This window comes from Flavobacterium weaverense (genome assembly GCF_003688495.1).
Lineage (GTDB): Bacteria > Bacteroidota > Bacteroidia > Flavobacteriales > Flavobacteriaceae > Flavobacterium > Flavobacterium weaverense.
Genome location: NZ_REFH01000009.1, coordinates 173,425 through 198,595 on the forward strand (window position 1 = coordinate 173,425; position 25,171 = coordinate 198,595).

Sequence of the window (25,171 nt, forward strand, 5' to 3'; positions counted from 1 at the left end):
TATGATAAAAATCAATAACATCAATTTTCAAGAAATAAAACAAAAACTTCAGGTCAAAAAACCATGGGATGATGTTATTATTTTTGTATTGAATATTTTGATAGCCATCCCGCTTTTTATCATATTACATCAAAATTTAATAAATCCAAACTGGTTTTTAAACATTGATCGTGTTATTCTCTTTATAGTGATGATTGTGGTTATTCAAATCATTCTTAGACTATTACGAAAATTTATTATTCCTTGTATCATCGTTTACTTATTGGTTTTGGGTTACGGTTCAACGATAGGTAATTATGGATTTAATAATGTATATGACGATTATAATTCAATGATGTATAGCATGTCATATAATCCGTATCCGCAGGATATTATTATCGCTAAACTTCTGCCCTTTCCAAATAAATCAAAAATTATAAATGCAATAGAATACCAAAATCCAAAGGTTCGAAATTTTGCTGTGATGGCAACATCAAAATATTTTAAAGATCTAAAAGGTTATTCTGAATACCGCACCATAATTCAGTGTTTTGCCGTTTTTAAGGAAATTAATGGCAGATGGAACTATGTAAGTGACCCAAAAGCTGGCGATTATATTGCCACTGCAACTGAATCACTACTATATTTTTCTGGTGATTGTGATGACCATTCCATCTTGATGGCCGCATGTGTTAGAGCAATTGGTGGAACTCCCCGTTTGATACATACTAAAGGGCACATCTACCCTGAGATCTTAATAGGTTCGCACGCGGACTTAGAAAAAGTCAATTTTCTAATTAAAAACATCTTGTTCCCAAACGAAAGCCGCGACAAAAAGCTCTTTTATCACGTAGACGAACGTGGCCAAATATGGATGAATTTAGATTATACGGCGAGATATCCTGGCGGACCGTTTTTATCAGAAGAAATTTTAGGAGCGCTAACATTAGATTAAGTGTTTCTAGAAATTATTCATGCAGAAAAAGATCACTTAAATTTTTTGCTTAATCGAACGTGAAAATGATGTTAATATGAATTCAAGCAAATTATATTTTGTTATCTTGAGCAAACTTAAGATTTACATTTAATTTGTTCACCATGGAAAATTCAACATTAAAAGCTTTCATACCACTATTTTATCTCGTTTGGTCAGACGACCTATTGACCGAAAAAGAATTCTCGACTTTGAAGAATTTTATAACATCACAGAGTTGGTTGTCTAAAAAAGATCAAGAATTAATGCTATCTAAATTAGATGCAAAAAATCCTCCCTCTCGAGTTGTTTTAAACAGTTGGAAAGCCGAAATAGAAGCAGTCCTTAGCCTAAATCCAACTGTAAAATCAACATCAGAGATAGCAATTTTACTTTCTGATAACAATCAAGCGATAAAAAATAATCATATTGAGTTTCTAAAACTTGAAAATGATTTAGGATTTTCAGGTGACGAAATTATTGCTGATTTCAGTAAAGAATCAAACAGCTTCACTTCAAATCAAGCAGCTTCTTCTAGTTTTGAAATAGAAAAATTAACCGAAATTTTAGATGGCGAGCAAGCTCCTATAATAAAAAAGGTAAAATCAATTATTAGCCAACCGGTATTTGCTTACGAAACCTCTACCGATACCGCCGTTTATCGGGAAAAAGTATTTGAATGGTGTAAAATTTTGGCAAAAGAAAACTTAGGAAATATGGCCTATCCCACTGAATATGGTGGAGGCGATAATATTGCTGATTATTTTGCTATAATGGAAACCTTAAGTTATCATGACTTAAGCTTAGTAATTAAATTTGGAGTTCAATTTGGATTGTGGGGAATGAGTGTTCACTCCTTGGGAACAGAAAAACATTATGCTAAGTATTTAAGAGATATTGGTTCTTTGAAACTTCCTGGTTGTTTTGCAATGACGGAAACTAATCACGGTTCGAATGTTAAAGGAATGGAAACTACTGCAACATACAATCATGAGACAAAGACTTTTACAATTCACACTCCGCATCCAAAAGCTCAAAAAGAATATATAGGTAATGCCGCTGTTCACGGCCAAATGGCGACAGTTTTTGCCAAATTAATTATTGGCGAAACAGATTATGGAGTTAATGCATTTATAGTTCCTATTAGAGATAGCAATAGTATTGTCTTAAAAGGAGTAACTATTAATGATTGTGGTTTAAAAATGGGATTGAACGGAGTTGACAACGGAACAATTAGTTTTAATCAAGTTGTTATTCCGAAAGAGAATATGCTTGACCGATTTGCTTCTGTAAACGAAAATGGAGAATTTGAAAGTCCAATTCCTAGTGATAATAGACGCTTCTTTACCATGCTTGGTACTTTAGTTGGTGGTCGAATAGGTATCCCTAGATCGGCTTTGGCTGCAGCCAAATCTGGATTAGCAATTGCAATCAGATACAGTGATAAACGCAGACAATTCGGTCCAGAAGGTGGTTCAGAAGTGCCAATATTAAATTACCGAATTCATCAAAGAAGATTACTACCATTACTAGCAAAAACATACGCTACTCATTTTGCATTGAAATATGTTACGAAGCGTTTCATGGTCAGAACTGAAATTGAGATGCCTGAGATTGAAGCATTGGCGGCGGGAATGAAAGCGTACTCTACTTGGAGTACTACTGCCATTTTACAAGAATGTAGAGAAGCGTGCGGTGGAAAAGCTTATCTATCAGAGAACAGAATTGATGCTCTAAAAAATGATACTGAAGTATATACCACGTTTGAAGGTGATAATACAGTTTTAATGCAATTAGTTGCTAAAAACCGCTTATCAGAATTCAGAAAGTCATTTGGAAAGATGGATACAATGGGAATCATTCAATATGTTTACGGAAATGCAAAAACTGCTATTTCTGAAAAAAATCCTATTGCAACACGCAAAACAGATGCAGAACATTTAATGGATGAAAAATTTCATTTAAGTGCTTTTCAGTATCGTGAAAAAACAACTTTGGCATCAGCCGCAAAACGATTAAAGAAACTTATTGATGGCGGTCTCGAACCTTACGATGCTTTTAATGTGGTGCAGCACCAAATGATTGATGTAGCACAAGCATATCTTGAAAGAATAGTTTTAGAGCAATTTCAATTAGCTATTAAAACAATTGCTGATAAAGAAGTGAAGGCAATATTAGTAAAAGTATACCAACTATATGCGCTTTCACAAATTGAAAAAAATAAAGGATGGTATTTAGAAGACGGTTATATGGAAGCCGTTAAAACAAAAGCTATTCGTAAAATGGTCAATCAATTGTGTTGGGATATCCGACCAGAAGCCGTCGCTTTAGTGAAAGCTTTTGACATTCCTGACAGTTGCCTTGCTGCGCCAATTGCTTTTTAAAAGTTAAAACCTTACCGGATAAATTTTTGAGAAGTTTAACACCCTGTTTTTCATTAAAGTTAAAGTAGAAAAATACATCAATATATTTTCTAAAAGCCCTCAACACGATACAAAGTGTTCAGGGCTTTTTTGATTTATAAATATATGTAAAAAGCTGTGTAGTGATTAAACTACATGCATTTCCATTTTCCACTACAAAGCCATTTGTAAAGCTAACGTAGATTTGCAGTGTTCAAAAGGAACAAATAAAAAAGATATAAAATCCCAAATCTATATTATTATGAAAAAACAAATCGTTATTGCAGCACTAGCTCTTGGAGCATTCGTTTTCGGAACTACAAATGCACAAGCTCAAACAGGAACCAGTTCTACACCAGTAAGCACTGCAGTAAATATTATTTTATCAGACGTTATTTCAATTGACGCTGGAAGTGTGGCAACCGGAGGTTTTGTAAATTTCAATTATAGTACAACAGCAGATTATAACACGGCTAAAAATGAAACGGTAGCAAATAGTTTAAAAATAACTTCATCAAGAAATTTTGATGTAAAAGTAAAAGCAGAAGGCGCAAATTTCGTAAACCCTACACATTCAGATGTTATTCCTGTAGATGTTTTACAAGTTAAAGCAGTAACTGGTGGAACAATGGTTGGAACTTTAAACGATATCACTTTATCTACAGCTGATCAGATATTGGTATCTGACGCAACTTTAGGAGCAGAAAGAACATTAGATATTGATTACTCTATTTCTGCAACTAAAGCAAAAACTGTTCTTTTAGGAAAAGCACCTGGAACTTACACTCAAAAAGTAACTTACACGGCAACAGCTTTGTAATTCATACTAAAAAAATTCAAAAGCCCTAAGCACGATTTAAAGTGTTCAGGGCTTTTTTGATTTATAAATATATGTAAAAAGCTGTGTAGTGATTAAACTACATGCATTTCCATTTTCCACTACAAAGCCATTTGTAAAGCTAACGTAGATTTGCAGTGTTCAAAAGGAACAAATAAAAAAGATATAAAATCCCAAATCTATATTATTATGAAAAAACAAATCGTTATTGCAGCACTAGCTCTTGGAGCATTCGTTTTCGGAACTACAAATGCACAAGCTCAAACAGGAACCAGTTCTACACCAGTAAGCACTGCAGTAAATATTATTTTATCAGACGTTATTTCAATTGACGCTGGAAGTGTGGCAACCGGAGGTTTTGTAAATTTCAATTATAGTACAACAGCAGATTATAACACGGCTAAAAATGAAACGGTAGCAAATAGTTTAAAAATAACTTCATCAAGAAATTTTGATGTAAAAGTAAAAGCAGAAGGCGCAAATTTCGTAAACCCTACACATTCAGATGTTATTCCTGTAGATGTTTTACAAGTTAAAGCAGTAACTGGTGGAACAATGGTTGGAACTTTAAACGATATCACTTTATCTACAGCTGATCAGATATTGGTATCTGACGCAACTTTAGGAGCAGAAAGAACATTAGATATTGATTACTCTATTTCTGCAACTAAAGCAAAAACTGTTCTTTTAGGAAAAGCACCTGGAACTTACACTCAAAATGTAACTTACACTGCAACAGCTCAGTAATTCATACTAAAAAAATTCAAAAGCCCTAAGCACGATTTAAAGTGTTCAGGGCTTTTTTGATTTATAAATATATGTAAAAAGCTGTGTAGTGATTAAACTACTTTACTTTACATATTTGACTACAAAAGTATCTTCAATGCTAGCATAAATTTGCAATGTTTAAAAGAAACGAAGAGAAATAATAAATTTCATGACAAAACAAATCTTTAATGCTGTACTAATTTTAATAGCATTAATTTTAGGAAGTACTAATCTGTTCGCTCAATCAAATGCGACTTCAGTAACTACAACCGTGAATATAATTTTGGCGGAAGTTATTTCTATTGACAATGGAAGCATAGCAAATGGCGGAGTAGTAAATTTCAGTTACTTTACAGCTAGCGATTATAATAACACTAAAAATCTAACGATTGAAAATAGTTTAGTGGTGACTTCTTCAAATAACTTTGATGTAAAAGTAAAAGCAGAAGGAGAAAATTTTATAAGTGAAGCTGGCACTATTCCGGTGGGAGTTTTACAAGTTAAAGCTGTTAGCGGAGGATCAATGATTGGCACGCTAAATGATATTACTTTGTCAACAACTGAACAAATATTAGTTGGAAATGCAAATCCAGGAGCTCAGAGGACTTTAAGCATCGATTACTCAATTCCCGCAAATAAAGCTCGAACTGAACTTTTAGGTAAAGCACCTGGAACGTATACACAAAGAGTAAAGTTTACGGCAACCGCTTTATAATCAGATACCATTCATAGTTTTATGATATCGAATTAGGAGAATATTTAAATAATGTCTATTTTGCTACGATTATATATTTACAATTAAATTATTTAAGAAAAATATAATTGAAATTTGTAGAAACACCCCAAACTACTAACCTATTATGAAAAACATTTTGAAAACCTACCTACAAAGATTTCAAGAAAGTTTGTTTTTGCTTTTACCATTTAAATCTTCAACTTTAAGGGTATTATTTATTAGTGCATTAATTTTAACTACATCTTTTGCTAAAGCGCAGGAAGTAGCAACTAAAGTTAATATTACACTAGCAGACGTTTTATCAATTGACTCAGAAAGCGCTGCAAATGGTGGTGCTGTTGATTTTAGATACGAAACTGTTTCAGACTATAACTCTCAAAAAACAGCTACTGTACCAAAAAGCTTGGTAGTTACTTTCAGCAAAGCTTTTGATGTTAAAGTGAGAGCTAATGGAGAATATTTTGAAAATGGAATTAACCAAATTCCAATTAATGTTATCACCATACAAAGAAATGAGTCTTCAACGTTGATGGGGAAATCAACTCCCATTATACTTTCGACAACAGATCAAGTTCTTGTAGGCTCAGCCGCTTTAGGACTTAAACTACAATTAGATTTAGATTATATAATTCCAAAAGCAAAATCATCATCTACTGATATACTAGGTAAACCAGCAGGAAGTTATACTCAAACGGTTACTTACACTGCAAGTGCCTTGTAAAACGCATCTTTCAAAAAGTTTTAATTACCTACCTAATAAAACTTTTTAAATAATAATTTAATCCCAAATCCAAATGTACAATTACTTTAAATTTGTATTAACTTTTATATTTATCCAAGGTTTCGCTTTAGTTGGCTTTTCTCAAGGAGTTTCAATGTCACCTACTCGCTTATTTTTTACAGGTAATCCTGGTGAAACAGTAACTCAAAATGTTGTGATTCATAACGGATCTGCAAATGATTACATTTTCAATATAAATGTAAAAGACTGGAATCGTGAAGAAGATGGAACTAAAGTCTACTTTGAGCCAGGAATATTAAAACAAACCAATTCGGCTTGGATTTCTACTCTTGAAAAAAATATTAATTTACCTGCTAAGTCGACGCAGGAAGTTTTAGTTACAATGAAAATTCCAGCAAATGCATCGACAGTAGAAATGACAAATTCTATGCTATTTTTTACACAAATAGGAAAGCAAAAAGATGAGCTGAAATTAGATAAGGGAATAGGTATTATAGCCTTATTTGAATTTGGACTTCACGTTTACTACACACCTGCCGCTAGCAATTCAGTCAGCGTAGATATCATTAGTATTGAAGCGACGCCAAAACAGGTTGATAATTCTCAAGCGGTAGCAATCCGCCTTTTTAACGACGGTTCTGTAGTAAATGATGCTGCAGTAGAGTTAGAACTAACAAACATGGATTCTGGTGAGGAAATTAAATTGACTCCGATAAATCTATCGATGATGCCAGGTACTTATCAAAATATCACACACAAGCTACCAGAAAATATTAAAGGAAAATATGCAGGAGTAATCATTGTTAAAATGGCAGGTTCGAATGATTTACGAGTTGGTGAAAAATCTTTTGAATTTTAAGTTTTATTATTGAAATCTTCAATTAACATATTATCTTTTCTACAAAGAAAGGTTGCATTGCTACTGTTTATATTCTTTATGTTTTCTACAAATATCTTTGGGCAAACCTCAGATAATGAGGTTAAGTTTTATTTTGAAGCTGACACTATTAAAGTCACACAAGGCAAAACTTTTACTAATTTTTTGTACATAAAAAATTTATCGAAAACGAAACTAAATATTAGCAGTTTGATAGCTAGTGCAAATTACCCTGGAATTTTACTTATGCCTAAAACTCCATCAGTTATTGGCATTGGTGAAACTGAAAAAGTATTTGTTAAGTTTATCGCTAGTACTCCATTTATGAAGATGAGCTCGAACGAAATTAAATTTGAACTTTCTTATTCGTTAGATGATGAAAAGAGCAAAACTATAGGAGCAAGTTTTCAAAGAAAAATAAATGAGGAAGAAGATGTACTAATTTATCCAATCACTCAAGAGAATTACATTAATCCCTTGATTCCAGAATCTACAATTTCATTATTTGTCGAAAATACGGGTTATGCAAGTCGATCCGTACGATTGCAATTTGATTCAGACTTCGCAGGTCTAAAACTTTTAGAACGTCAAATAATTTTAAATTTAGAAGGGAAGGAAAAAAAAACTGTTGAATTAAAACTTTCAATGCGCCAGCAAAATGTATATTTTCCAAACTACAATATACAAGTTAAAGTCACTGATGTTAACAAAAACAAAATAATTAATATCAATACCATTAAGATAATGGTTCTCTCTAATAGCACTCAATTGATGCGTAATTCAAACATTGCCACTGACAAAAACTATATGGAGTTAGCTTATAATCAACTGAGCAGTGGTTTTGATTACACTCAGTTAAAAGCAAATACCCAACTTAATTTAGGAAACGAAGTTCGAGGCACTTTTAATACTGCGATCGATTATTACAACAGTGAAAATAAATTTAGCATATATGACACCTATCTTGATATAGAACGTAAAGGGTCCTCAATCAGATTAGGAAATATTTATGGCAACGATTATGATTACTCCGTTTCTGGTCGTGGAGCTAAAGTTTTAGCAAATTTAGGTTCTAAAAGAAATTTAGAAGTTTTAGCTGTTGACAACAACTACAATATATTTAGTACTTACACTAACGGATTTGAAAGTTCAAAAACTATCGGAGCAAAATACAGCTTTGGTGATTACAACAGCTTTAATGGTAAAATATCTTATTTATTCGATCATGATCCTAGACTATCGATTGATTCGCAAATAATGCACTATAGCTCTGGATTTCAAATCAATAAAAATCATAATTTCAGAATTGAAACCGGACTAAGTCATGAGCAAAGTGCGTTAAACGACAATAAAGAAGCTGGTTTTATGAGTAGTATTAATTATGACTATAGGGATAAGCGTTGGGATTTAAATTCACTTACTAACTTTGCGTCAAGTAATTATGTAGGAATGAACAGAGGTTCAGTCAATACCTATCAGAACATTGGATATCGATTTACAGAACAACAGCGCTTGTTTTTACAATATCAAAATTCACAGTCTAAACCAAAATATCTTTACAATCAAGTGGTGACAGACAATAATGGACAAGTATTATTTGATTCCTACAATTTCTACAGTACGCATGGATTAAAGTTAGGATATCAAATTTCCAAAAATAATTGGAATTTTACTTTTAGCCCGCAAGTAGAAAAACAAAAGAATATTAACAACCTTATCAATGAAGGAATACTATCATATCGATTTCGCACAGATATTGGTACTGCAATTAAATCTCATCGAATTAATTTAACTGCGGAGTACTCCTACTCTGAAGCATCAAAAACGCTTTATAAATTTTCTAGTTTTAAAACAACTTTAAGCTACAGTTTTAAAAACTTTTCTTTGAATGGTACAGCGCAGTTTAATCCTAATACTATTTATGATTTAAATTATTTTTCAGAAAGCAGTGATAATTTTATAAACTATAGTGCTTATTCCTCGTATAACTTTTCGGCTTTACAAAATAAAATCAAAGGTTATCTATCAGCAGGACTTAATTATTCTGAACTTTACAATAATGTAAATCAGAATGCTAACGCAAATATCGAATATAAAATAACAGAAAGTTGGGCCGCTACAGGTTATGCTAACTATTCCAATTATCAATCTTTACTTGCAAATAGTTTTAAAGGAAATAATTATCAATACAAGGTTGGTATTAAGAAATACTTTTCGAATGGAGGTTCGGGTGGCTATCACACTATTAGTTTACAATTCTTTCAAGATAAAAACTTAAATGGTATATTAGATAAAGGAGAAAATTTAATGGCAGAAGAAATTATCAAGTTGGATAGTTACGTTGCTAAAACCGATAAGAATGGCAAAGTAAGTTTTAGAAATGTACCGAAAGGAACTTATAAGTTACGTGTGAATGAAAGCGTGGGCGTTCGCTTAATGCAGGATCCTGAAATCATAGTTGGTAAAAATGTAAATTTAAAAATAGGATTAGGAAAAAATAATAAGGTAAAAGGTAAACTGGTTGAAGTGAAGCAAACTTATGATGATTTAGAATCAGATGTTCGTGGAATTGTAGTTTATGCAGAAGATGATAAAGGACAAAAAACGTACACCGCGGTCGACCAAAATAATGAATTTGAATTCTACCTTAAAAATGGATCATACCGCATTTTTATAGAAAACAATAAATACGAGTATGTTAAATCATCTCAAACAATACAATTAAACAATGCTGACTATTCTGAAACGCTTCTTTTCAATTACGTGAAAAAAGACAGACAGATCAAAGTCAAGAAATTTTAAATCGTACGATATGAAACTACTATATACATTATTTTTCGCACTATTTTTTTTACTGACAGGTACAGAGTCTGTTTCTGCGCAAGATGTTAGAATCACAATTCCAGGAAACTCCATTTTTAATCGATCTGAGTTTGTAACAGTTCAAAATGTAATGAATAGCCAAGGTAATAAGTCATGGAGAGTGGGCGGAATAGACCCAAAAATTAGGTCTGATTCAGGTGAAAATTTTAAGCATACTTCCTCTGGTGAATTTAAATTACCTACATCTGTTCTTCAATGGCAACTAGCGAAGATTGGAAACCAAACTCCACCATTTGATTCTGGGGACGTGTTACCGGGATATAAATGGTTTACAAATTCTTTTCAAACATGGTATCAACCTAGTGGTGGCTCTAAGTATAATCAAGGAGATATAAATTTTAGTTTTCGAGTACCATCATTACAAATTGAGGGCAATACCTTTCATGCAGGGCAGTATAAACTAGAGGTAGTGCAGGATTATGGTCGTAGCGGTTGGTATGCAATCCAATTTAGTCCTGATAATTTTAATGTTTTTATTTCCATTCCCGAAGAGATTAAGTGGATTTCAGGTGCTGACAGTAAAAATGTTACTATTAACTCATTAAATGATTTCCGCTCTGGTTCACAACTTTCTGTAAATCTTGGTACAATGGAAGTTGGCCATACGGTTGATTTTACTTTAGCAGCAAAGAGTAGAAAAAAGGAATTTACATTTAAACCATTAGATGGAAAAGATGGAAAATTTACTATTTCAACAGTTAAATTGGGTAGTAGCAACCCAAAAATTAATTCTAAATTAATTACTGAGAAGTTTAATAATCACTCTGCAGAGGGTGCTTTTAAAGTGGAGCGTGGCAATAGAAGCGTTTTCGACTTAAATCTAACAATTAGTTCAGAAGATTTTAAAAATGACTTTTTCGAAGCTGGAACTTATGCTTTTCAAATTGTGCTTGATGCCAAAAGTGCTAATAAAGTTAACTCAGAAAAAGAAATTGAAGTTACATTAGTGGTTCCTGCATTATCAGAAATTTCGGTTCCTGGCGGAAACTCTGAGGTGAATTTTACATTCAATACGATGCAGCAATATAATGAAGGACAAAGCAAAACTGTTCCTAATCAGTTGCGGGTTTCTAATAATGAAAAATATGAACTGTATGTGAAATCTGCTGCAAATTACTTTAATTCTAATGGTGTGCAATCGACTTTAAATTCATCTATATTGCAAATTAGTGTTGAAGGAAACACACAAAAACAAACACTCACTACTACTCCTAAAAAATTAATAGATAAAGGAAATCCTGCAATCGACAAGAATTTAAATGTTATCTATACAATATCACCAGAGTCAGCGCAGTCGTTAGTTCAGCAGCAAAAGAAAATATACGGTATTAATATAATTTACAGCTTTACAGCTTTATAATAAAAAATTTTAAGTCATGGAAAAAATTGAAAATCCACATAACGCCGCTAAAAAAGACACTACATATAAATTAAGCATATTTGAAAACCGCTATGGTGAAGCATTTGATTTTTTGATTTTTTCAATCGTTAGTATGACTGACGTAGCCTTATGTACTGTGACGCTTTTTAGCGATGACAAAGCGTATGTAATAGCGACAAATGACAATTCCATTGAGAAAATTTGGCCGTTTGATAAACAATTCGATCAAATTTCAATTGATGATAATGAAATAGAAACTGCTCATGAAGCAAGTGCTTTAGATGTGAAATTCAGCACTGCTTTTCCAATAACGGATTCTAATAATGTTATTATAGGAAGCTTAAATATTTTTGATACTAAAGAGCGTATTCTTACGCCAGAAAACAAAATCTATCTTGACAAATCAATCCAACAGCTAAATCGTTGGGTTAGAATCAAAGAAAAAGAGCAACGTTTGACTAATCAAGATCATTTATTTGAGTTTGCAGATGACTTAATTGGAATATTTTCGCTTGACGGCAAATTTATAAAAATCAATCCCGCTTTCGAAAAAACACTTGGTTGGGAAAGCGAAGAGTTTATGGAAGCGAATTTTATAGATTTTGTATTTGAAGAGGATAAACAAGAAACCTTAAATGCAATGAGCACTCTTAACAAGGGTGAACGGATTCAAAATTTCACTAATCGTTATCTTACGAAATCCAACACAATTAAATGGATTGAATGGACTTGCTCGTCTGATCTTGACTTAAACGTCGCATATACTATAGGAAGAGATGTTACTGAGTATGTACAAAAAGAAAAGTTATTACGTAAAAGTGAATTAAAATTCAGGAAAGTATTCGAAAATATTAGTGGAATATTAAGTGTTTTAGACCTTGATGGAAATTTTATCGAAGTAAACAAAGCTGGATTAATTGCTTCAGGCTTTTCAGAAGAAGAAATGAGCACTTCATCGCTTTATGATCTTATCGATCCAATAAGACATAATAGAATAGAATTCTTCTTAAGTGAAATTAAAAAACAAGGTTACGCAGCCGGTGAAATGGAAATCATCAAAAAAGATGGTGAGCAATCAACCTGGTACTTTATGTGTTCTCTAGATGAAGATCAGAACGGTAATAAGCAAATTTTCTCTAACGTAATTGATATCACGGAACGCAAGAGAATCGATGAAGAACTTAGAAAAGCAAAGGAAGATGCCGAAGAAGCATATTTAGCTAAATCTGAGTTTGTTGCTAATATGAGTCACGAAATACGTACGCCATTGAATGGAATAATTGGTTTCACTGAGCTTGCTTTAGGAACTAATTTAGATGACACTCAGAGACAATATTTAGAAATTATCAATCAATCTGGTATCTCACTGTACAGCATAATAAATGACATATTGGATTTTTCGAAAATGGAAAAGAACCATATGAAATTAGACATCGACAAAATTGATGTAGAAGAAGTAATCTCTGAAGCGTTCAATATTGTCTCTTACAGTGCCAATAAAAAAGGTCTTGAAATGCTAATCGATATTGACCAAACCGCACCAAGATATATTTGGGCAGACGGTATGAGACTCAAGCAAATATTTGTAAACCTCTTAAGTAATGCACTTAAATTTACTGAAAAAGGAGAAATCAAATTATACGTTAAAGTATTAGACGACTTAGGCGATAGTAGATTAAAAATGCGTTTTGGCGTGCGTGATACTGGAATAGGGATTCATATTGATAAGCAGCAAGAAATATTTAATGCTTTTTCTCAAGAAGATGCTAGTATTACAAAGCGATTCGGTGGAACAGGATTAGGGTTAACAATTTCGAACAAACTTCTAGCATTGTCTGACAGTGCGCTTGAGTTAGAAAGTGAACAAGGCAAAGGAAGTAATTTCTTTTTCGACATTGATTTCGACACTGAAAAAGAAGAATTTAAAATGGAGCTTGACGGAATAAAAAGCGTTCTAATTGTTGATGATAATGACAACAATAGAATGATTCTTCGTAGAATGTTAGAAATAAAAGGAATAGCAGTTACAGAAGTTAACAGCGGATTGCAAGCAGTGCTTACAATGATGGAAAAAACCAAGTTTGACGTAATTATCATGGACTATCATATGCCTGTTATGGATGGTATTGAGACGATCAGAAAAATTAAAGATTTAAATAAAAATGCTCCTTTTATTGTACTCTATAGCTCTTCTGACGATGAAACACTTCAGGAAGCCTGTGAGGAATTAGAAGTAGATAATAGATTGGTAAAGCCAATTAGAATGAACTTAATGTACAAAGTACTTTCTAAACTTAAAAATGATAGTAAAATTGAGGAAGAAGCTATTGAGATTGAAGAAAAGCAATCTGATGTTATAAAATACGGAGTAACGATATTAGTCGCTGAAGACAATCCAGTTAATATGTTCTTAACTAAAAGTTATCTGAAAGAATTAATTCCCAATTGTAACATCATTGAAGCTTCTAATGGCGAGGAAGCGGTTGAACAGTTTAAAAAACAAAGTTTAGATCTTATTTTAATGGACATTAGAATGCCTCAATTGAATGGAATCGATGCAACTTTATTAATACGCAGTTTAGAGAAAGATATCGAGATTCCTATAATTGCTTTGACAGCAGGAAGTTTACCCGGTGAAAAAGAAAAATGTGTCCAAGCAGGAATGAATGATTTTTTAGCTAAACCCTTATTAAAATTAACTTTAGCTACTATGCTAAAAAAGTGGATTGGTAAAGAGTAAAAAATAACTAAATTCGCAATCCCCTTTTCGAATTAAAAATTAATAAAAAAGTACTAATGATCAATACGCTTGAAGAATTACAACTAGAAAACACAAAACTTAAAAACGAAAATAATCTTTTGACAGGTTGGATTTCTTTGATTTCTCATGATACTAAGCAAATATTTGGCAATTTAAAATGGATAATCGAAGCTTACGACGATAATATTATTGGTAAAGAAGATCTTTTTAAAATGTTGCCTCAAATTAAAAAAGACGCTACAAAGAATTTCAATACGGCTCAAGATACTAGTGATTGGTTAAAAACGCAGTATGGTAATTTCAAACCTAAAAATGAAAATATTAATGCTTTCAACTTGTTTGAACAACTTCAGGAAGAGCAAGATAGCAAAATTACTGCAAAAGAATTAAATTTTGAATTTGAAGGTGATCGTACTCTAGAACTAATAACTGATCGCACTTTAATCCATTTTATACTTAACAAATTAGTTGATAATGCCATTAAGTATTCAAATAAGCAAAGCAAAATAATTCTAAATGTTACTAAAACCGATAGAGAATTCATCTTATCGATAACAGACTTTGGCACTGGAATTAATGAAAAGAATATAGATTCGATCTTTTCTTTCGAAAGTTCGGTGTTTGCAGGAACGATGGGCGAAATCGGTGCAGGTTTAAGTTTGAAAATCGTTCAAAGTTTTGTATTTTTGTTATATGGTAAAATTGTAATTAAGTCCAAATTGGACGAAGGAACAACAGTTTCCATTTATCTACCCCAAATCGATAAATAATAAAATATGCAAAAAATTGATCGTATTCTAGTTGCGGATGATCATGAAATTGTAAGAATGGCATTACTTCATGTAATCAGACAGTTGAAACCTCACGCTCACTTGTCTGAAGTAAATGATTATAAATCATTGTACACTGCTATTTCTAACGATTCTTATGATTTACTTATATTAGATGTTAATATGCCTAATGGCTCATTTCAAGAGGCTGTCAATTATGTAAAATTGAAACAGCCAAAAATTAAAATACTTGTTTTCTCTTCCCAAGATGAACTGATTTACGCGTTGCGCTATTTAAAATTGGGAGCTGATGGTTATTTGAATAAAGAATCTTCCTCTGCTAAAATTGAGAAAGCTTTGAATGCTATGCTGACTTCAGGACGTTATATTTCTGAAGAAGTGAAAGATGCAATGATTTCAGAATCTTTAAATGGTCCTACAAATAGTACTCCTATTGAATCATTATCAAATAGAGAATTACAAATTGCTAATAAATTAGTGGAAGGAATACCTTTAAAGGAACTTTCGAACACATTAAATTTACATTCATCGACAATTAGCACGTACAAAAATAGATTGTTTGAAAAGCTAAATATACAGTCTATACCAGAGCTCGTTGAAGTTTTGAGGCTTTATAAAGAATAACTTTGTAATCGAATAGTTTTAGATTTCAAGAGAGACAAAATAGAAAATATCTGTTTTGTCTTTTTTTATTTAGAAGCAATTAATTATGTGAAGTTTATCTTTATATCAAATTTAGTCGTTCTAATACTATCTAACTGTACTTTTGAATTAAATTTGCTGTATCAAATATCATATTTAATTATTACAGAAATAGTTCTAGTGGAAGTGGAAAAAATGCAAGAAACAAAATGGAATGTTTGCAAGGAATGTAAAGGACAAGGTAAAAAAAGCCATGGCCTCAGCAAGAAGACGCAATACGAGTACAAATTAGCTTTGCAACAATTTGAGAAAAGTAAAGAAATTGCCCAACTTCCAAAAATTCCCAAAGCACATTTATATACTTGTAAAGATTGCTTAGGACTTGGTATTGTTCCCGGTTCAGAATATCCTCTTCAAGATAAAAATAAATTTCCAGAGATAGCAATAATTGGTGGTGGAATTGGTGGAGCAGCATTAGCTGTAGCTTGTTTACATAGAGGAATTCCTTTTACAATCTATGAGCGCGACAAAGATTTTGATTCGCGATCTCAGGGTTACGGCCTCACTTTACAGCAAGCTAGTAAAACAATAAACGCGTTAGGAATAAAGTCACTGTATGACGGAGTAATTTCGACAAAGCATATCGTACATAATACGGATGGTGCTGTTCTGGGGGAATGGGGAGTTAGAAAATGGCTAGACGGCGATGTTAAAAATTCGAAAAAAAGAACTAATATACATATTGCTCGTCAATCCCTTAGAAAGGCTTTATTAGAACAGTTAGATATACAAGAAAGTATTAAATGGAATCACCAACTCATAGATTTCAAAGAAGCTCCAGATAAATCGATGGAATTAACTTTCCTTGTTGACGGCGTAATGAAAAATACAAAAGCTGATTTAATTGTTGGTGCTGATGGTATTAGAAGTTCCGTACGGAAATTATTATTTGGAGAAACAACTACTCCACTACGATATCTAAACTGTATTGTGATTTTAGGAATTTGTCCTTTAACAGCAATCGAAGATACAAATAGCTCGTTACTTGATTCTGCTACTGTCTTTCAAACTGCCAATGGGAGCGAACGAATATATATAATGCCTTACGACTCAGAATCTGTTATGTGGCAGCTTAGTTTTCCAATGACAGAAAATCAAGCGCTAACCTTAAGTGCTAAAGGACAAAAATCACTAAAAGAAGAAGCAATTCTAAGATGTCAATGGCACACTCCTATTCCTGCGATAATAAAAGCTACTTCTGTTAATCAAATCTCTGGTTATCCTGCATACGATAGAGAATTGCTCGATTCAGATTTACTAATTAATGCTGGAAACAGTACTTTAATAGGCGATGCTGCACATCCTATGAGTCCGTTCAAGGGACAAGGTGCAAACCAAGCATTACTTGATGCATTAGCATTGGCACGAGCCATTACTAAAGAGTGTGAATCTTCCTCTCAATGGAAAATAGATGGACTCAGAAATACTATTTTGAAAGATTTTGAATCTGAAATGATAGAACGAACTGCTGTCAAAGTTAAAGATTCTGCTGAAGCAGCACTATTCCTGCATTCTGAAACGGTACTTTTAGAAGGTAATTCACCGCGCGGAAGTCTTGCAAAGAAAAAGTAATAATAAAATCTTGTTACAATAGAATCAATCGTACAATAATCTAAAATAAATTTTTACAAATCTTTCTTTTCTATAATGCTTAGACTGAGATTCTCTAGCTGTAAATAATACAATATTATAATCTAAAATTAAATTTTACTAAAAAATGAGAATTTACATTTTATGCTATTGCTTTCTAACGACAATTTATTAAAATGTTTCTATCAAAACTTTATAAATTTATTCAGACTCCCTTTTAAAGCTACAAAATGTAAAATTTTGAATCGTTTCGAAAGGTGTTTTATGATCTTCAGTGATACATCTTACTTTATGAAATCCATTTTTGAATGCAATTTCCAAATCATTTTCACCGTATTGTACAATATTTAGTCCACTACATTTCGTTGGTCCGTTTTTAGAAAAGGTTCCAATTATTAAATATCCCTTAACTGCTTTTCTGGCCAACTGTAAATATTTTTCAATTTGTTGTGGTGTCGTTAAGAAATGAAATGTCGCTCTGTCGTGCCAAATATCATAGTTCCTTGTTGGAACAAATTCAGTTATATCGCTTACAATCCAATTAACTTTCTCACCTTTTGCTCCCAATCGCTTTTTAGCCTTTTCCAGTGCTTTTGCTGAAATATCTAAGACGGTAATGTTTTTATATCCTTCTTCTAATAAATAATCTACCAGTTTACTATCTCCTCCACCAATATCAATAATTTCGACATTTTTATCTAAACTAAAAGAATGAATAAACTCAAGAGAAGTTCTTGGAACATCTTGTGTCCAACTAACTTGTTCTGGATTTTTAGTTTCATAGACTGTTTCCCATTGATCTTTATTAGCTTCATTCATAATTTCCTTGCTTCCGTTTAATTGTTATTAAAAACGTTTTACTGCTTACTATATATACAAATTTAGTAACTATTTATTTTCTTACACAGTTTATTTTTTTTCGGACAACATTTACAATGCTAATCGCCAAGTCTTTGTTCAATACATTTTAACGATTTTTTAGAATACAATCCCTTTTTTAGTTTAATTAAACCTTGGATGATAAAAGTATAGATAAATATGCATTAAAATATAAAATGAAAATTACAAAATATAGCTTAGCATTACTTAATGTTTATAATGACTTAAAAAATAGTGCAATAGTTCTGGTAAAGCTTCAACTTTGACCTGCTTTATTAAATCTATTTTTAAGCTATTGAAAGGTCTTTGAAATCGTTAAGTAGATTTTAAAATCGGTAGAGAACAATAAATTAGTGTATAACACTTTTCTAAAATAAGGTATTTAAAAGTAACTGCTTTTATTTCAAACTATTGGATATCGATGATTTTTGAAATTGATGACAAAGATTATCCATATATCAAAAAAAAACTCCTTAATTTCTTAAGAAGTTTTGTGGGCGATGAGGGGTTCGAACCCCCGACCCCCTCGGTGTAAACGAGGTGCTCTGAACCAGCTGAGCTAATCGCCCTTTCGGGTTGCAATATCTTTCGGTATTGCGTGTGCAAATATACAGTTAGAAATCGTATTCACAAGCACTTTTTAAAATTATTTTTATAAAAAATTTTCAATATTTCCTTTGTCTCTCTTTAACAGCATTTTAAATAAGAGATGATTCCGAATCATTTTTTTGTATTCCCTTCGTATAGTCTTACATTTGCTTTTTTAAACAATAAAAAATGGCAAGATTCAAAGAAAACGATTTACCAAAATCAAAAATCACAGCGACATCACTCAATAAAGCACTAATTATCTTCAAATATGCAGGCGGTCATAAATGGAAATTCTACGTTGGTTTAATATTTCTTCTTTTTACAGGAGCAACAGCTTTAGCATTTCCAAAGCTTATGGGTATGCTTATCGATTGCGTTAAAAATAAGAATAACTCTGAAGCTAATTATATTGCATTAGGTCTTATTGTTATTTTATTTATGCAATCCATATTTTCATTTTTTAGATTGTATTTATTTGTCAATTTTACTGAGCATACGCTAGCTAACCTTCGCTTGGCATTATATAGTAATTTAGTAAAATTACCGATGTCTTTCTTTTCGCAAAAGCGTGTAGGTGAATTAAATAGCAGAATCAGTTCTGATATTACCCAAATTCAAGACACCTTAACTTCAACCATCGCAGAGTTTTTAAGACAATTTATACTAATAATTGGTGGTGTACTTTTACTAGCAAGTGAAAGTATTAAATTAACATTATTAATGCTATCTGTTGTCCCTCTTGTAGCGGTGGCAGCGGTTATTTTTGGTCGTTTTATTCGAAAATACTCAAAAAATGTTCAAGATAAAGTGGCAGAAAGCCAAGTTATAGTTGAAGAAACAATGCAAGGTATTTCTATTGTAAAGGCTTTCGCCAATGAATGGTACGAAATCGCACGATATGATGGCAAAATTAAAGAAGTAGTAAAAATAGCAATCAAAGGAGGTAAATATAGAGGATACTTTGCATCATTTATTATTTTCTGTCTTTTCGGAGCCATTGTTGCTGTAGTATGGTTTGGTGTTCGCTTGAGCATCAGCGGAGAAATGAGCGTGGGTCAATTGATTTCGTTCGTTTTGTATTCTACATTTGTTGGAGCATCTTTTGGTGGTATAGCAGAACTATACGCGCAAATACAAAAGGCTATTGGAGCAACAGAACGTGTTTTTGAATTACTCGATGAAGCACCTGAAAAAATCAATTCAGTTCAAAATCCTTCTTATCAAAAAATTAAAGGTGATGTGACTTTCAAAAACGTCGGTTTCAGCTATCATTCTAGAAAGGAAATTAAAGTATTAAAAGATGTTAGTTTTACCGCTAGTTATGGCCAAAAAATTGCCATCGTTGGACCTAGTGGAACTGGAAAATCGACTATAGCATCATTACTTTTACGCTTTTACAACATTGATAGCGGAGAAATACTTGTCGATGGTAAAAATATTTATGATTATGACTTAGAAAAGCTACGTGGAAATATGAGCATTGTACCGCAAGACGTTATTTTGTTTGGTGGAACGATCAAAGAAAATATAGCCTACGGAAAACCAGATGCTACTAATGACGAAATAATTTTGGCAGCGAAGCAAGCAAACGCTCTCAATTTTATCGAAAGTTTCCCTGAGAAATTTGAAACAATCGTTGGAGAACGAGGAATTAAATTATCGGGAGGTCAAAGACAGCGTATTGCAATTGCACGCGCCTTGCTAAAAAATCCTAGTATTTTAATTTTAGATGAAGCGACTTCTTCATTAGATAGTGAAGGTGAAAAATTAGTCCAAGAAGCTCTTGAAATTTTAATGCAAGGAAGAACGAGTATAATTATTGCACACCGTTTATCTACAATTCGTAGCGCTGACCAAATATTAGTTTTAGACAATGGAGTAATCTCAGAGCAAGGAACACATCAAGAACTTATTACATTGGAAAACGGAATGTATAAAAACTTAAGTAACTTACAGTTTAGTAATAGTTAGGATACTCTCCCCTCCCGAAGTATCGGGACTCTCCGAAGGAGAGGGCGAGTAAAGACATAATAGAAATAGTATTAAATTAAAAAGCTCCAATTTTGAAAAATTGGAGCTTTTTTTGTTTCTATAGAATTAGAAGATAAGCGAGGAAAGCTGAAAACTAATAATACACTATCATTTTCCGATCACTCACTATTTAACACTGATAACTAAATACTACACTGATCAATCAATACTGAACACTGATCACTGAAACTTACTTCCCCTTTCTTCTATTTCTTTCTGCTTTTATCATTGATAATTCGCGGCTTGTTTGTCCCGCAACTGAAGTATTTTCTTCAGCACGACGAATTAAGTACGGCATAACATCTTTTACCGGTCCAAAAGGCAAGTATTTAGCGTCGTTATATCCATTTTCAGCTAAGTTGTAGCTAATATTATCACTCATTCCGTACAATTGACCAAACCAAATACGTTCATCGTTTGCATTTATACCTTTCTCTTTCAATAATTCCATCAATTTGTAAGTACTCAATTCGTTATGAGTTCCTGCAAAAATTGACATCGTATCTAAATGTTCTGCCATATAACAAACAGTATCATCATAATTTTTATCGGTAGCTTCTTTAGTTGCGCATATTGGAGATGGATATCCCTTTTCTATAGCGCGAGCTATTTCCTTTTCCATGTAAGCGCCACGAACAAGCTTCATACCAATAAAAAATTCTTCTGCTTTTGCTTTTTCATGCAATTGTTTTAAGTAATCTAAACGATCCCAGCGGTACAATTGTAAAGTATTAAAAACAATAGCTTTTTCTTTATTGAATTTGCGCATCATATTAGTTACCACTTCGTCAGCAGCGTCTTGCATCCAACTCTCTTCTCCATCAATCAACAAAGCGACATTCTTTTTATGAGCTTCGTTACACACTTGGTCAAAACGAACTAATACTCTATTCCATTCTGCTTGCTCATCAGCAGTTAAAGCAATTTTAGCTCCAATTTTTTCGTACAGTTCGAAACGGCCAAAACCAGTCGGTTTGAAAACTGCAAATGGAATTGCCTGACGTTCTTTGGCAAATTCAATAGTTTTCAAAGTCATATCTAATGCAGCATCAAACTGATTTTCCTCTTCTTTTCCTTCAACAGAATAATCTAAAACAGACGAAACTCCTTTCGTATACATCTTATCCACCACTGAAAGACAGTCGTCTTCGTTCACGCCACCACAAAAATGGTCAAAAACAGTAGCGCGAATCAATCCTTCAACAGGAAGGTTAGCTTTTAGTGCAAAATTTGTAACTGCGGTACCTATTCGAACTAAAGGTTGATTATCAATCATTTTAAAAAGAAAATAAGCTCTGTCTAGCTCAGTGTCGCTTTTTAACGAAAATGCAACTTGTGTATTATTGAATATTTTTTCCATTTTTTGTGAAATTTTTCTACAAATATAAAGAGACTTTTAAATATTATTCAGCAAAAATTACCTTATTTTGCGGTTATAATAAATTATTTAAGATGCAATCAATTCAAGCCAACAGTTATCCAATTCATTTTAATGAAAAAGCATATGAAGCACTAAATCTTCATATAAACGAAAACAAATATTCAAACCTATTTATTATTGTTGACAGTAATACAAATGAGTTTTGTTTACCTCATTTTCTGCCCTTTTTAGAAACTGATTTAACGATTGAAATCATAGAATTTGAAGCTGGAGAAGTTAATAAAAATATAGAGACTTGCGTCCAAGTCTGGAATGTGTTAACAGAGCTTGGCGCTGACAGAAAAACTTTAATCATTAATTTAGGTGGAGGCGTTGTAACGGATTTAGGTGGTTTTGTAGCCTCTACTTTTAAAAGAGGTGTTGATTTTATTCACATTCCTACTACCCTACTATCAATGGTTGACGCTTCTGTAGGTGGAAAAAACGGAGTAGATTTAGGTAATTTAAAGAACCAAATTGGTGTGATCAACGTACCGACAATGGTTCTTATTGATACACAGTATCTTGAAACGGTTCCTCAAAACGAAATGCGTTCTGGATTAGCAGAAATGCTAAAACATGGTTTGATTTATGATAAAGAATATTGGGAACAATTTCTGGATTTAAAAGCACTCGATTTCGCTGACTTTGACCAATTAATTTACCGATCTGTAGAAATTAAGAACGAAATCGTGACCCAAGATCCCACTGAGAAAAACATCCGCAAAGCATTAAATTTCGGACACACGCTCGGTCATGCCATTGAAAGTTATTTTTTAGAAAACGAAGATAAGACTACTTTGTTACACGGTGAGGCAATTGCTGCGGGAATGATATTAGAAAGTTATATTTCTATGAGCAAAGAATTGATAAATGAAAACGAATATTCGGAGATCAAATCAAGTCTCAAATCGATATATGAAGACATTCTTTTTGATGAAAATGATATCGAACCTATACTTGATTTACTTATTCATGATAAAAAGAACGAATATGGTAACATACAGTTTGCACTTATTGAAGGTATCGGAAAGATTAAAATTAATCAATCAGTTGAAAATGAATTAATTCTTAATGCCTTCGCAGATTATAAATCTTAATTTTATTTTTACAAAAAGGAGATAGTGAGTTTATAATATTTTTTTACATTTGCATCAATGAAAAAGTGTCAAAATAAGCCAAATTATAGTTCTAATAAAACTCGGAACAATATGTCTTTTCTAAGAATATTGAAGCGATTTTATTCTATTAAAGGAAACTTTAGTTTTGATGTATTTCAATATATGAAATCAGATCACGAAAAGCTTCAGATTATATATGCAAATATTCGAGTTTGAATTGTAGCTTAAATTATTTTAAAATATTCTAATCTACTAATTTATTACATCTGATGAACACAAAATATTCTGATTTAATCAATCAAACTTATTATTTCCCGCAAGAAGAATTTAAACTGAACAAAGATAATCTTCAATTTCATAATATTGATTTGATGAGTCTTGTTGAAAAATATGGTACGCCATTAAAATTCACATATTTACCACAAATTTCAAATAACATCAACAAAGCTAAAGCATGGTTTAGAAAGTCGATGGAAAAAAATAAGTACGAAGCTAAGTATTATTACTGCTACTGTACTAAGAGTTCTCATTTTGAATATATAATGAATGAGGCGTTCAAAAACAATATACACATTGAAACATCGTCTGCTTTTGACATTAATATCGTTGAGAATTTACTTCAAAACGGTAAAATAAACAAAAGTACCTACGTAATATGTAATGGTTTCAAAAGAGACCAATATGTTGAAAATATCGCGCGATTAATTAATAATGGTCATAAGAATACGATTCCTATTATTGATAATTACGAAGAGCTAGATTTACTTCAAGCAGAAATCAAAGGTAAATTCAAAATTGGAATTCGTATCGCTGCGGAAGAAGAACCAAAGTTTGAGTTTTATACTTCAAGACTTGGAATAGGATACAAAAACATAGTAAGCTTTTACAAGAAACAAATTCAAGATAATAAAAATTTGGAACTGAAAATGTTGCACTTTTTTATCAATACTGGGATTAACGACAATGCTTATTACTGGAACGAACTTGTAAAATGTATCAAAGTTTATGTTGCCTTGAAAAAGGAATGTCCATCATTAGACGGATTAAACATTGGTGGTGGTTTTCCAATTAAAAACTCTCTAGCATTCGATTTCGATTATCAATATATGATCGACGAAATTATTAACCAAATCAAAATTGCTTGCGACGAAGCAGAAGTTGATGTTCCTAATATTTTTACAGAGTTTGGATCGTTTACAGTAGGAGAAAGCGGTGGAGCTATTTATCAGATTTTGTATCAAAAACAACAAAACGATAGAGAGAAATGGAATATGATTGATTCTTCTTTCATTACTACTTTACCAGATACTTGGGCAATTAATAAGCGTTTTATAATGCTTGCTGTTAATCGCTGGAATGATACGTATGAAAGAGTTTTGCTAGGCGGAATGACTTGTGATAGTGATGACTATTACAACTCTGAACAAAACATGAACGCAATTTATTTACCTAAATACAATAAAGAAAAACCACTTTATATTGGTTTTTTTAACACTGGAGCTTATCAAGAAACAATAGGTGGATATGGTGGTTTGCACCACTGTTTGATTCCGCAGCCAAAACATATTTTGATTGATAGAGATGAAAATGGTATATTGGCAACTGAAGTTTTCTCAGAGCAACAAACTGCTGACGAGGTACTTAAAATATTAGGTTACGATAAAAAATAATATATATTTGTCTATTAGCTAAGTAATTTTTATAAA

At 32.3% G+C, this 25,171-nt stretch carries 18 protein-coding genes and 1 tRNA gene; 16 read left to right on the forward strand and 3 right to left on the reverse strand.

Features of this window, described 5'->3' with window-relative positions; genetic code table 11:
* The first annotated feature begins 1 nt into the window (after window position 1).
* From BC961_RS07510 to BC961_RS07570, 13 genes are all read left to right on the forward strand, one after another.
* A complete protein-coding gene (locus BC961_RS07510; RefSeq protein WP_121925676.1) occupies window positions 2-934 on the forward strand; it encodes a transglutaminase in 933 nt (310 codons plus the stop codon).
* A 143-nt stretch (window positions 935-1,077) separates the two neighbouring features.
* Window positions 1,078-3,336 carry an acyl-CoA dehydrogenase family protein gene (locus tag BC961_RS07515; RefSeq protein ID WP_121925252.1) on the forward strand — a complete coding sequence of 753 codons (2,259 nt, stop codon included), beginning with the start codon at window positions 1,078-1,080 and terminating at the stop codon, window positions 3,334-3,336.
* A 280-nt stretch (window positions 3,337-3,616) separates the two neighbouring features.
* The gene (locus BC961_RS07520) at window positions 3,617-4,174 is read left to right on the forward strand and encodes a peptidoglycan-binding protein LysM (protein ID WP_121925677.1); all 558 of its coding nucleotides are present in this window, start codon (window positions 3,617-3,619) and stop codon (window positions 4,172-4,174) included.
* Between the two features lie 207 nt (window positions 4,175-4,381).
* The gene (locus BC961_RS07525; protein ID WP_121925678.1) at window positions 4,382-4,939 is read left to right on the forward strand and encodes a peptidoglycan-binding protein LysM; all 558 of its coding nucleotides are present in this window, start codon (window positions 4,382-4,384) and stop codon (window positions 4,937-4,939) included.
* A 190-nt stretch (window positions 4,940-5,129) separates the two neighbouring features.
* Window positions 5,130-5,675, forward strand: coding sequence for a peptidoglycan-binding protein LysM (locus BC961_RS07530; RefSeq protein WP_121925253.1), 546 nt, complete (start codon window positions 5,130-5,132; stop codon window positions 5,673-5,675).
* Between the two features lie 145 nt (window positions 5,676-5,820).
* Window positions 5,821-6,417, forward strand: coding sequence for a peptidoglycan-binding protein LysM (locus BC961_RS07535; RefSeq protein WP_245980851.1), 597 nt, complete (start codon window positions 5,821-5,823; stop codon window positions 6,415-6,417).
* Between the two features lie 73 nt (window positions 6,418-6,490).
* On the forward strand, window positions 6,491-7,297 hold the full coding sequence (locus BC961_RS07540; RefSeq protein ID WP_245980853.1) for a COG1470 family protein: 807 nt from the start codon (window positions 6,491-6,493) through the stop codon (window positions 7,295-7,297).
* 228 nt (window positions 7,298-7,525) lie between these two features.
* Window positions 7,526-10,117, forward strand: coding sequence for a carboxypeptidase-like regulatory domain-containing protein (locus tag BC961_RS07545; protein ID WP_147440537.1), 2,592 nt, complete (start codon window positions 7,526-7,528; stop codon window positions 10,115-10,117).
* Between the two features lie 10 nt (window positions 10,118-10,127).
* Window positions 10,128-11,558: a hypothetical protein gene (locus tag BC961_RS07550; RefSeq protein ID WP_121925255.1), complete on the forward strand. Its 1,431-nt coding sequence runs from the start codon at window positions 10,128-10,130 to the stop codon at window positions 11,556-11,558.
* Between the two features lie 16 nt (window positions 11,559-11,574).
* Window positions 11,575-14,319 carry a PAS domain-containing hybrid sensor histidine kinase/response regulator gene (locus BC961_RS07555; RefSeq protein WP_170151297.1) on the forward strand — a complete coding sequence of 915 codons (2,745 nt, stop codon included), beginning with the start codon at window positions 11,575-11,577 and terminating at the stop codon, window positions 14,317-14,319.
* A gap of 56 nt (window positions 14,320-14,375) precedes the next feature.
* Window positions 14,376-15,110, forward strand: a complete 735-nt coding sequence (locus BC961_RS07560) for a sensor histidine kinase (protein ID WP_121925256.1) — start codon at window positions 14,376-14,378, stop codon at window positions 15,108-15,110.
* Window positions 15,111-15,116: 6 nt separating this feature from the next.
* Window positions 15,117-15,755: a response regulator gene (locus BC961_RS07565; RefSeq protein ID WP_121925257.1), complete on the forward strand. Its 639-nt coding sequence runs from the start codon at window positions 15,117-15,119 to the stop codon at window positions 15,753-15,755.
* A gap of 213 nt (window positions 15,756-15,968) precedes the next feature.
* Window positions 15,969-17,405: an FAD-dependent oxidoreductase gene (locus BC961_RS07570; RefSeq protein WP_121925682.1), complete on the forward strand. Its 1,437-nt coding sequence runs from the start codon at window positions 15,969-15,971 to the stop codon at window positions 17,403-17,405.
* A 219-nt stretch (window positions 17,406-17,624) separates the two neighbouring features.
* Here the strand turns inward: BC961_RS07570 and BC961_RS07575 are convergent, their stop codons facing one another.
* On the reverse strand, window positions 17,625-18,242 hold the full coding sequence (locus BC961_RS07575) for a class I SAM-dependent methyltransferase (RefSeq protein ID WP_121925258.1): 618 nt from the start codon (window positions 18,240-18,242) through the stop codon (window positions 17,625-17,627).
* Between the two features lie 554 nt (window positions 18,243-18,796).
* Window positions 18,797-18,871, reverse strand: a tRNA-Val gene (locus BC961_RS07580).
* A gap of 208 nt (window positions 18,872-19,079) precedes the next feature.
* Here BC961_RS07580 and BC961_RS07585 point away from each other — a divergent pair.
* Complete coding sequence (locus BC961_RS07585) at window positions 19,080-20,864, forward strand: ABC transporter ATP-binding protein (RefSeq protein ID WP_121925259.1); 1,785 nt, start codon at window positions 19,080-19,082, stop codon at window positions 20,862-20,864.
* A gap of 250 nt (window positions 20,865-21,114) precedes the next feature.
* Here BC961_RS07585 and BC961_RS07590 read toward each other — a convergent pair whose 3' ends face one another.
* Window positions 21,115-22,284, reverse strand: coding sequence for a proline dehydrogenase family protein (locus BC961_RS07590; protein ID WP_121925260.1), 1,170 nt, complete (start codon window positions 22,282-22,284; stop codon window positions 21,115-21,117).
* Between the two features lie 92 nt (window positions 22,285-22,376).
* Between BC961_RS07590 and aroB the strand changes: the two genes are divergently transcribed.
* Together aroB and BC961_RS07605 are read left to right on the forward strand one after the other, a co-directional pair.
* The gene (gene aroB / locus BC961_RS07595; protein WP_121925261.1) at window positions 22,377-23,444 is read left to right on the forward strand and encodes a 3-dehydroquinate synthase; all 1,068 of its coding nucleotides are present in this window, start codon (window positions 22,377-22,379) and stop codon (window positions 23,442-23,444) included.
* Window positions 23,445-23,734: 290 nt separating this feature from the next.
* On the forward strand, window positions 23,735-25,135 hold the full coding sequence (locus BC961_RS07605; protein WP_121925263.1) for a type III PLP-dependent enzyme domain-containing protein: 1,401 nt from the start codon (window positions 23,735-23,737) through the stop codon (window positions 25,133-25,135).
* Window positions 25,136-25,171: the final 36 nt, after the last annotated feature.

What these genes read in the sequence shown, in the direction of transcription:
- BC961_RS07575 (WP_121925258.1), bottom strand. Translation starts at nt 18,242, where the DNA reads ATGAATGAAGCTAATAAAGATCAATGGGAAACAGTCTATGAAACTAAA.
- BC961_RS07560 (WP_121925256.1), top strand. Translation starts at nt 14,376, where the DNA reads ATGATCAATACGCTTGAAGAATTACAACTAGAAAACACAAAACTTAAA.
- BC961_RS07565 (WP_121925257.1), top strand. Translation starts at nt 15,117, where the DNA reads ATGCAAAAAATTGATCGTATTCTAGTTGCGGATGATCATGAAATTGTA.
- BC961_RS07550 (WP_121925255.1), top strand. Translation starts at nt 10,128, where the DNA reads ATGAAACTACTATATACATTATTTTTCGCACTATTTTTTTTACTGACA.
- BC961_RS07520 (WP_121925677.1), top strand. Translation starts at nt 3,617, where the DNA reads ATGAAAAAACAAATCGTTATTGCAGCACTAGCTCTTGGAGCATTCGTT.
- BC961_RS07515 (WP_121925252.1), top strand. Translation starts at nt 1,078, where the DNA reads ATGGAAAATTCAACATTAAAAGCTTTCATACCACTATTTTATCTCGTT.
- aroB (WP_121925261.1), top strand. Translation starts at nt 22,377, where the DNA reads ATGCAATCAATTCAAGCCAACAGTTATCCAATTCATTTTAATGAAAAA.
- BC961_RS07585 (WP_121925259.1), top strand. Translation starts at nt 19,080, where the DNA reads ATGGCAAGATTCAAAGAAAACGATTTACCAAAATCAAAAATCACAGCG.
- BC961_RS07525 (WP_121925678.1), top strand. Translation starts at nt 4,382, where the DNA reads ATGAAAAAACAAATCGTTATTGCAGCACTAGCTCTTGGAGCATTCGTT.
- BC961_RS07590 (WP_121925260.1), bottom strand. Translation starts at nt 22,284, where the DNA reads ATGGAAAAAATATTCAATAATACACAAGTTGCATTTTCGTTAAAAAGC.
- BC961_RS07605 (WP_121925263.1), top strand. Translation starts at nt 23,735, where the DNA reads ATGAACACAAAATATTCTGATTTAATCAATCAAACTTATTATTTCCCG.
- BC961_RS07570 (WP_121925682.1), top strand. Translation starts at nt 15,969, where the DNA reads ATGCAAGAAACAAAATGGAATGTTTGCAAGGAATGTAAAGGACAAGGT.
- BC961_RS07510 (WP_121925676.1), top strand. Translation starts at nt 2, where the DNA reads ATGATAAAAATCAATAACATCAATTTTCAAGAAATAAAACAAAAACTT.
- BC961_RS07540 (WP_245980853.1), top strand. Translation starts at nt 6,491, where the DNA reads ATGTACAATTACTTTAAATTTGTATTAACTTTTATATTTATCCAAGGT.
- BC961_RS07555 (WP_170151297.1), top strand. Translation starts at nt 11,575, where the DNA reads ATGGAAAAAATTGAAAATCCACATAACGCCGCTAAAAAAGACACTACA.
- BC961_RS07535 (WP_245980851.1), top strand. Translation starts at nt 5,821, where the DNA reads ATGAAAAACATTTTGAAAACCTACCTACAAAGATTTCAAGAAAGTTTG.
- BC961_RS07530 (WP_121925253.1), top strand. Translation starts at nt 5,130, where the DNA reads ATGACAAAACAAATCTTTAATGCTGTACTAATTTTAATAGCATTAATT.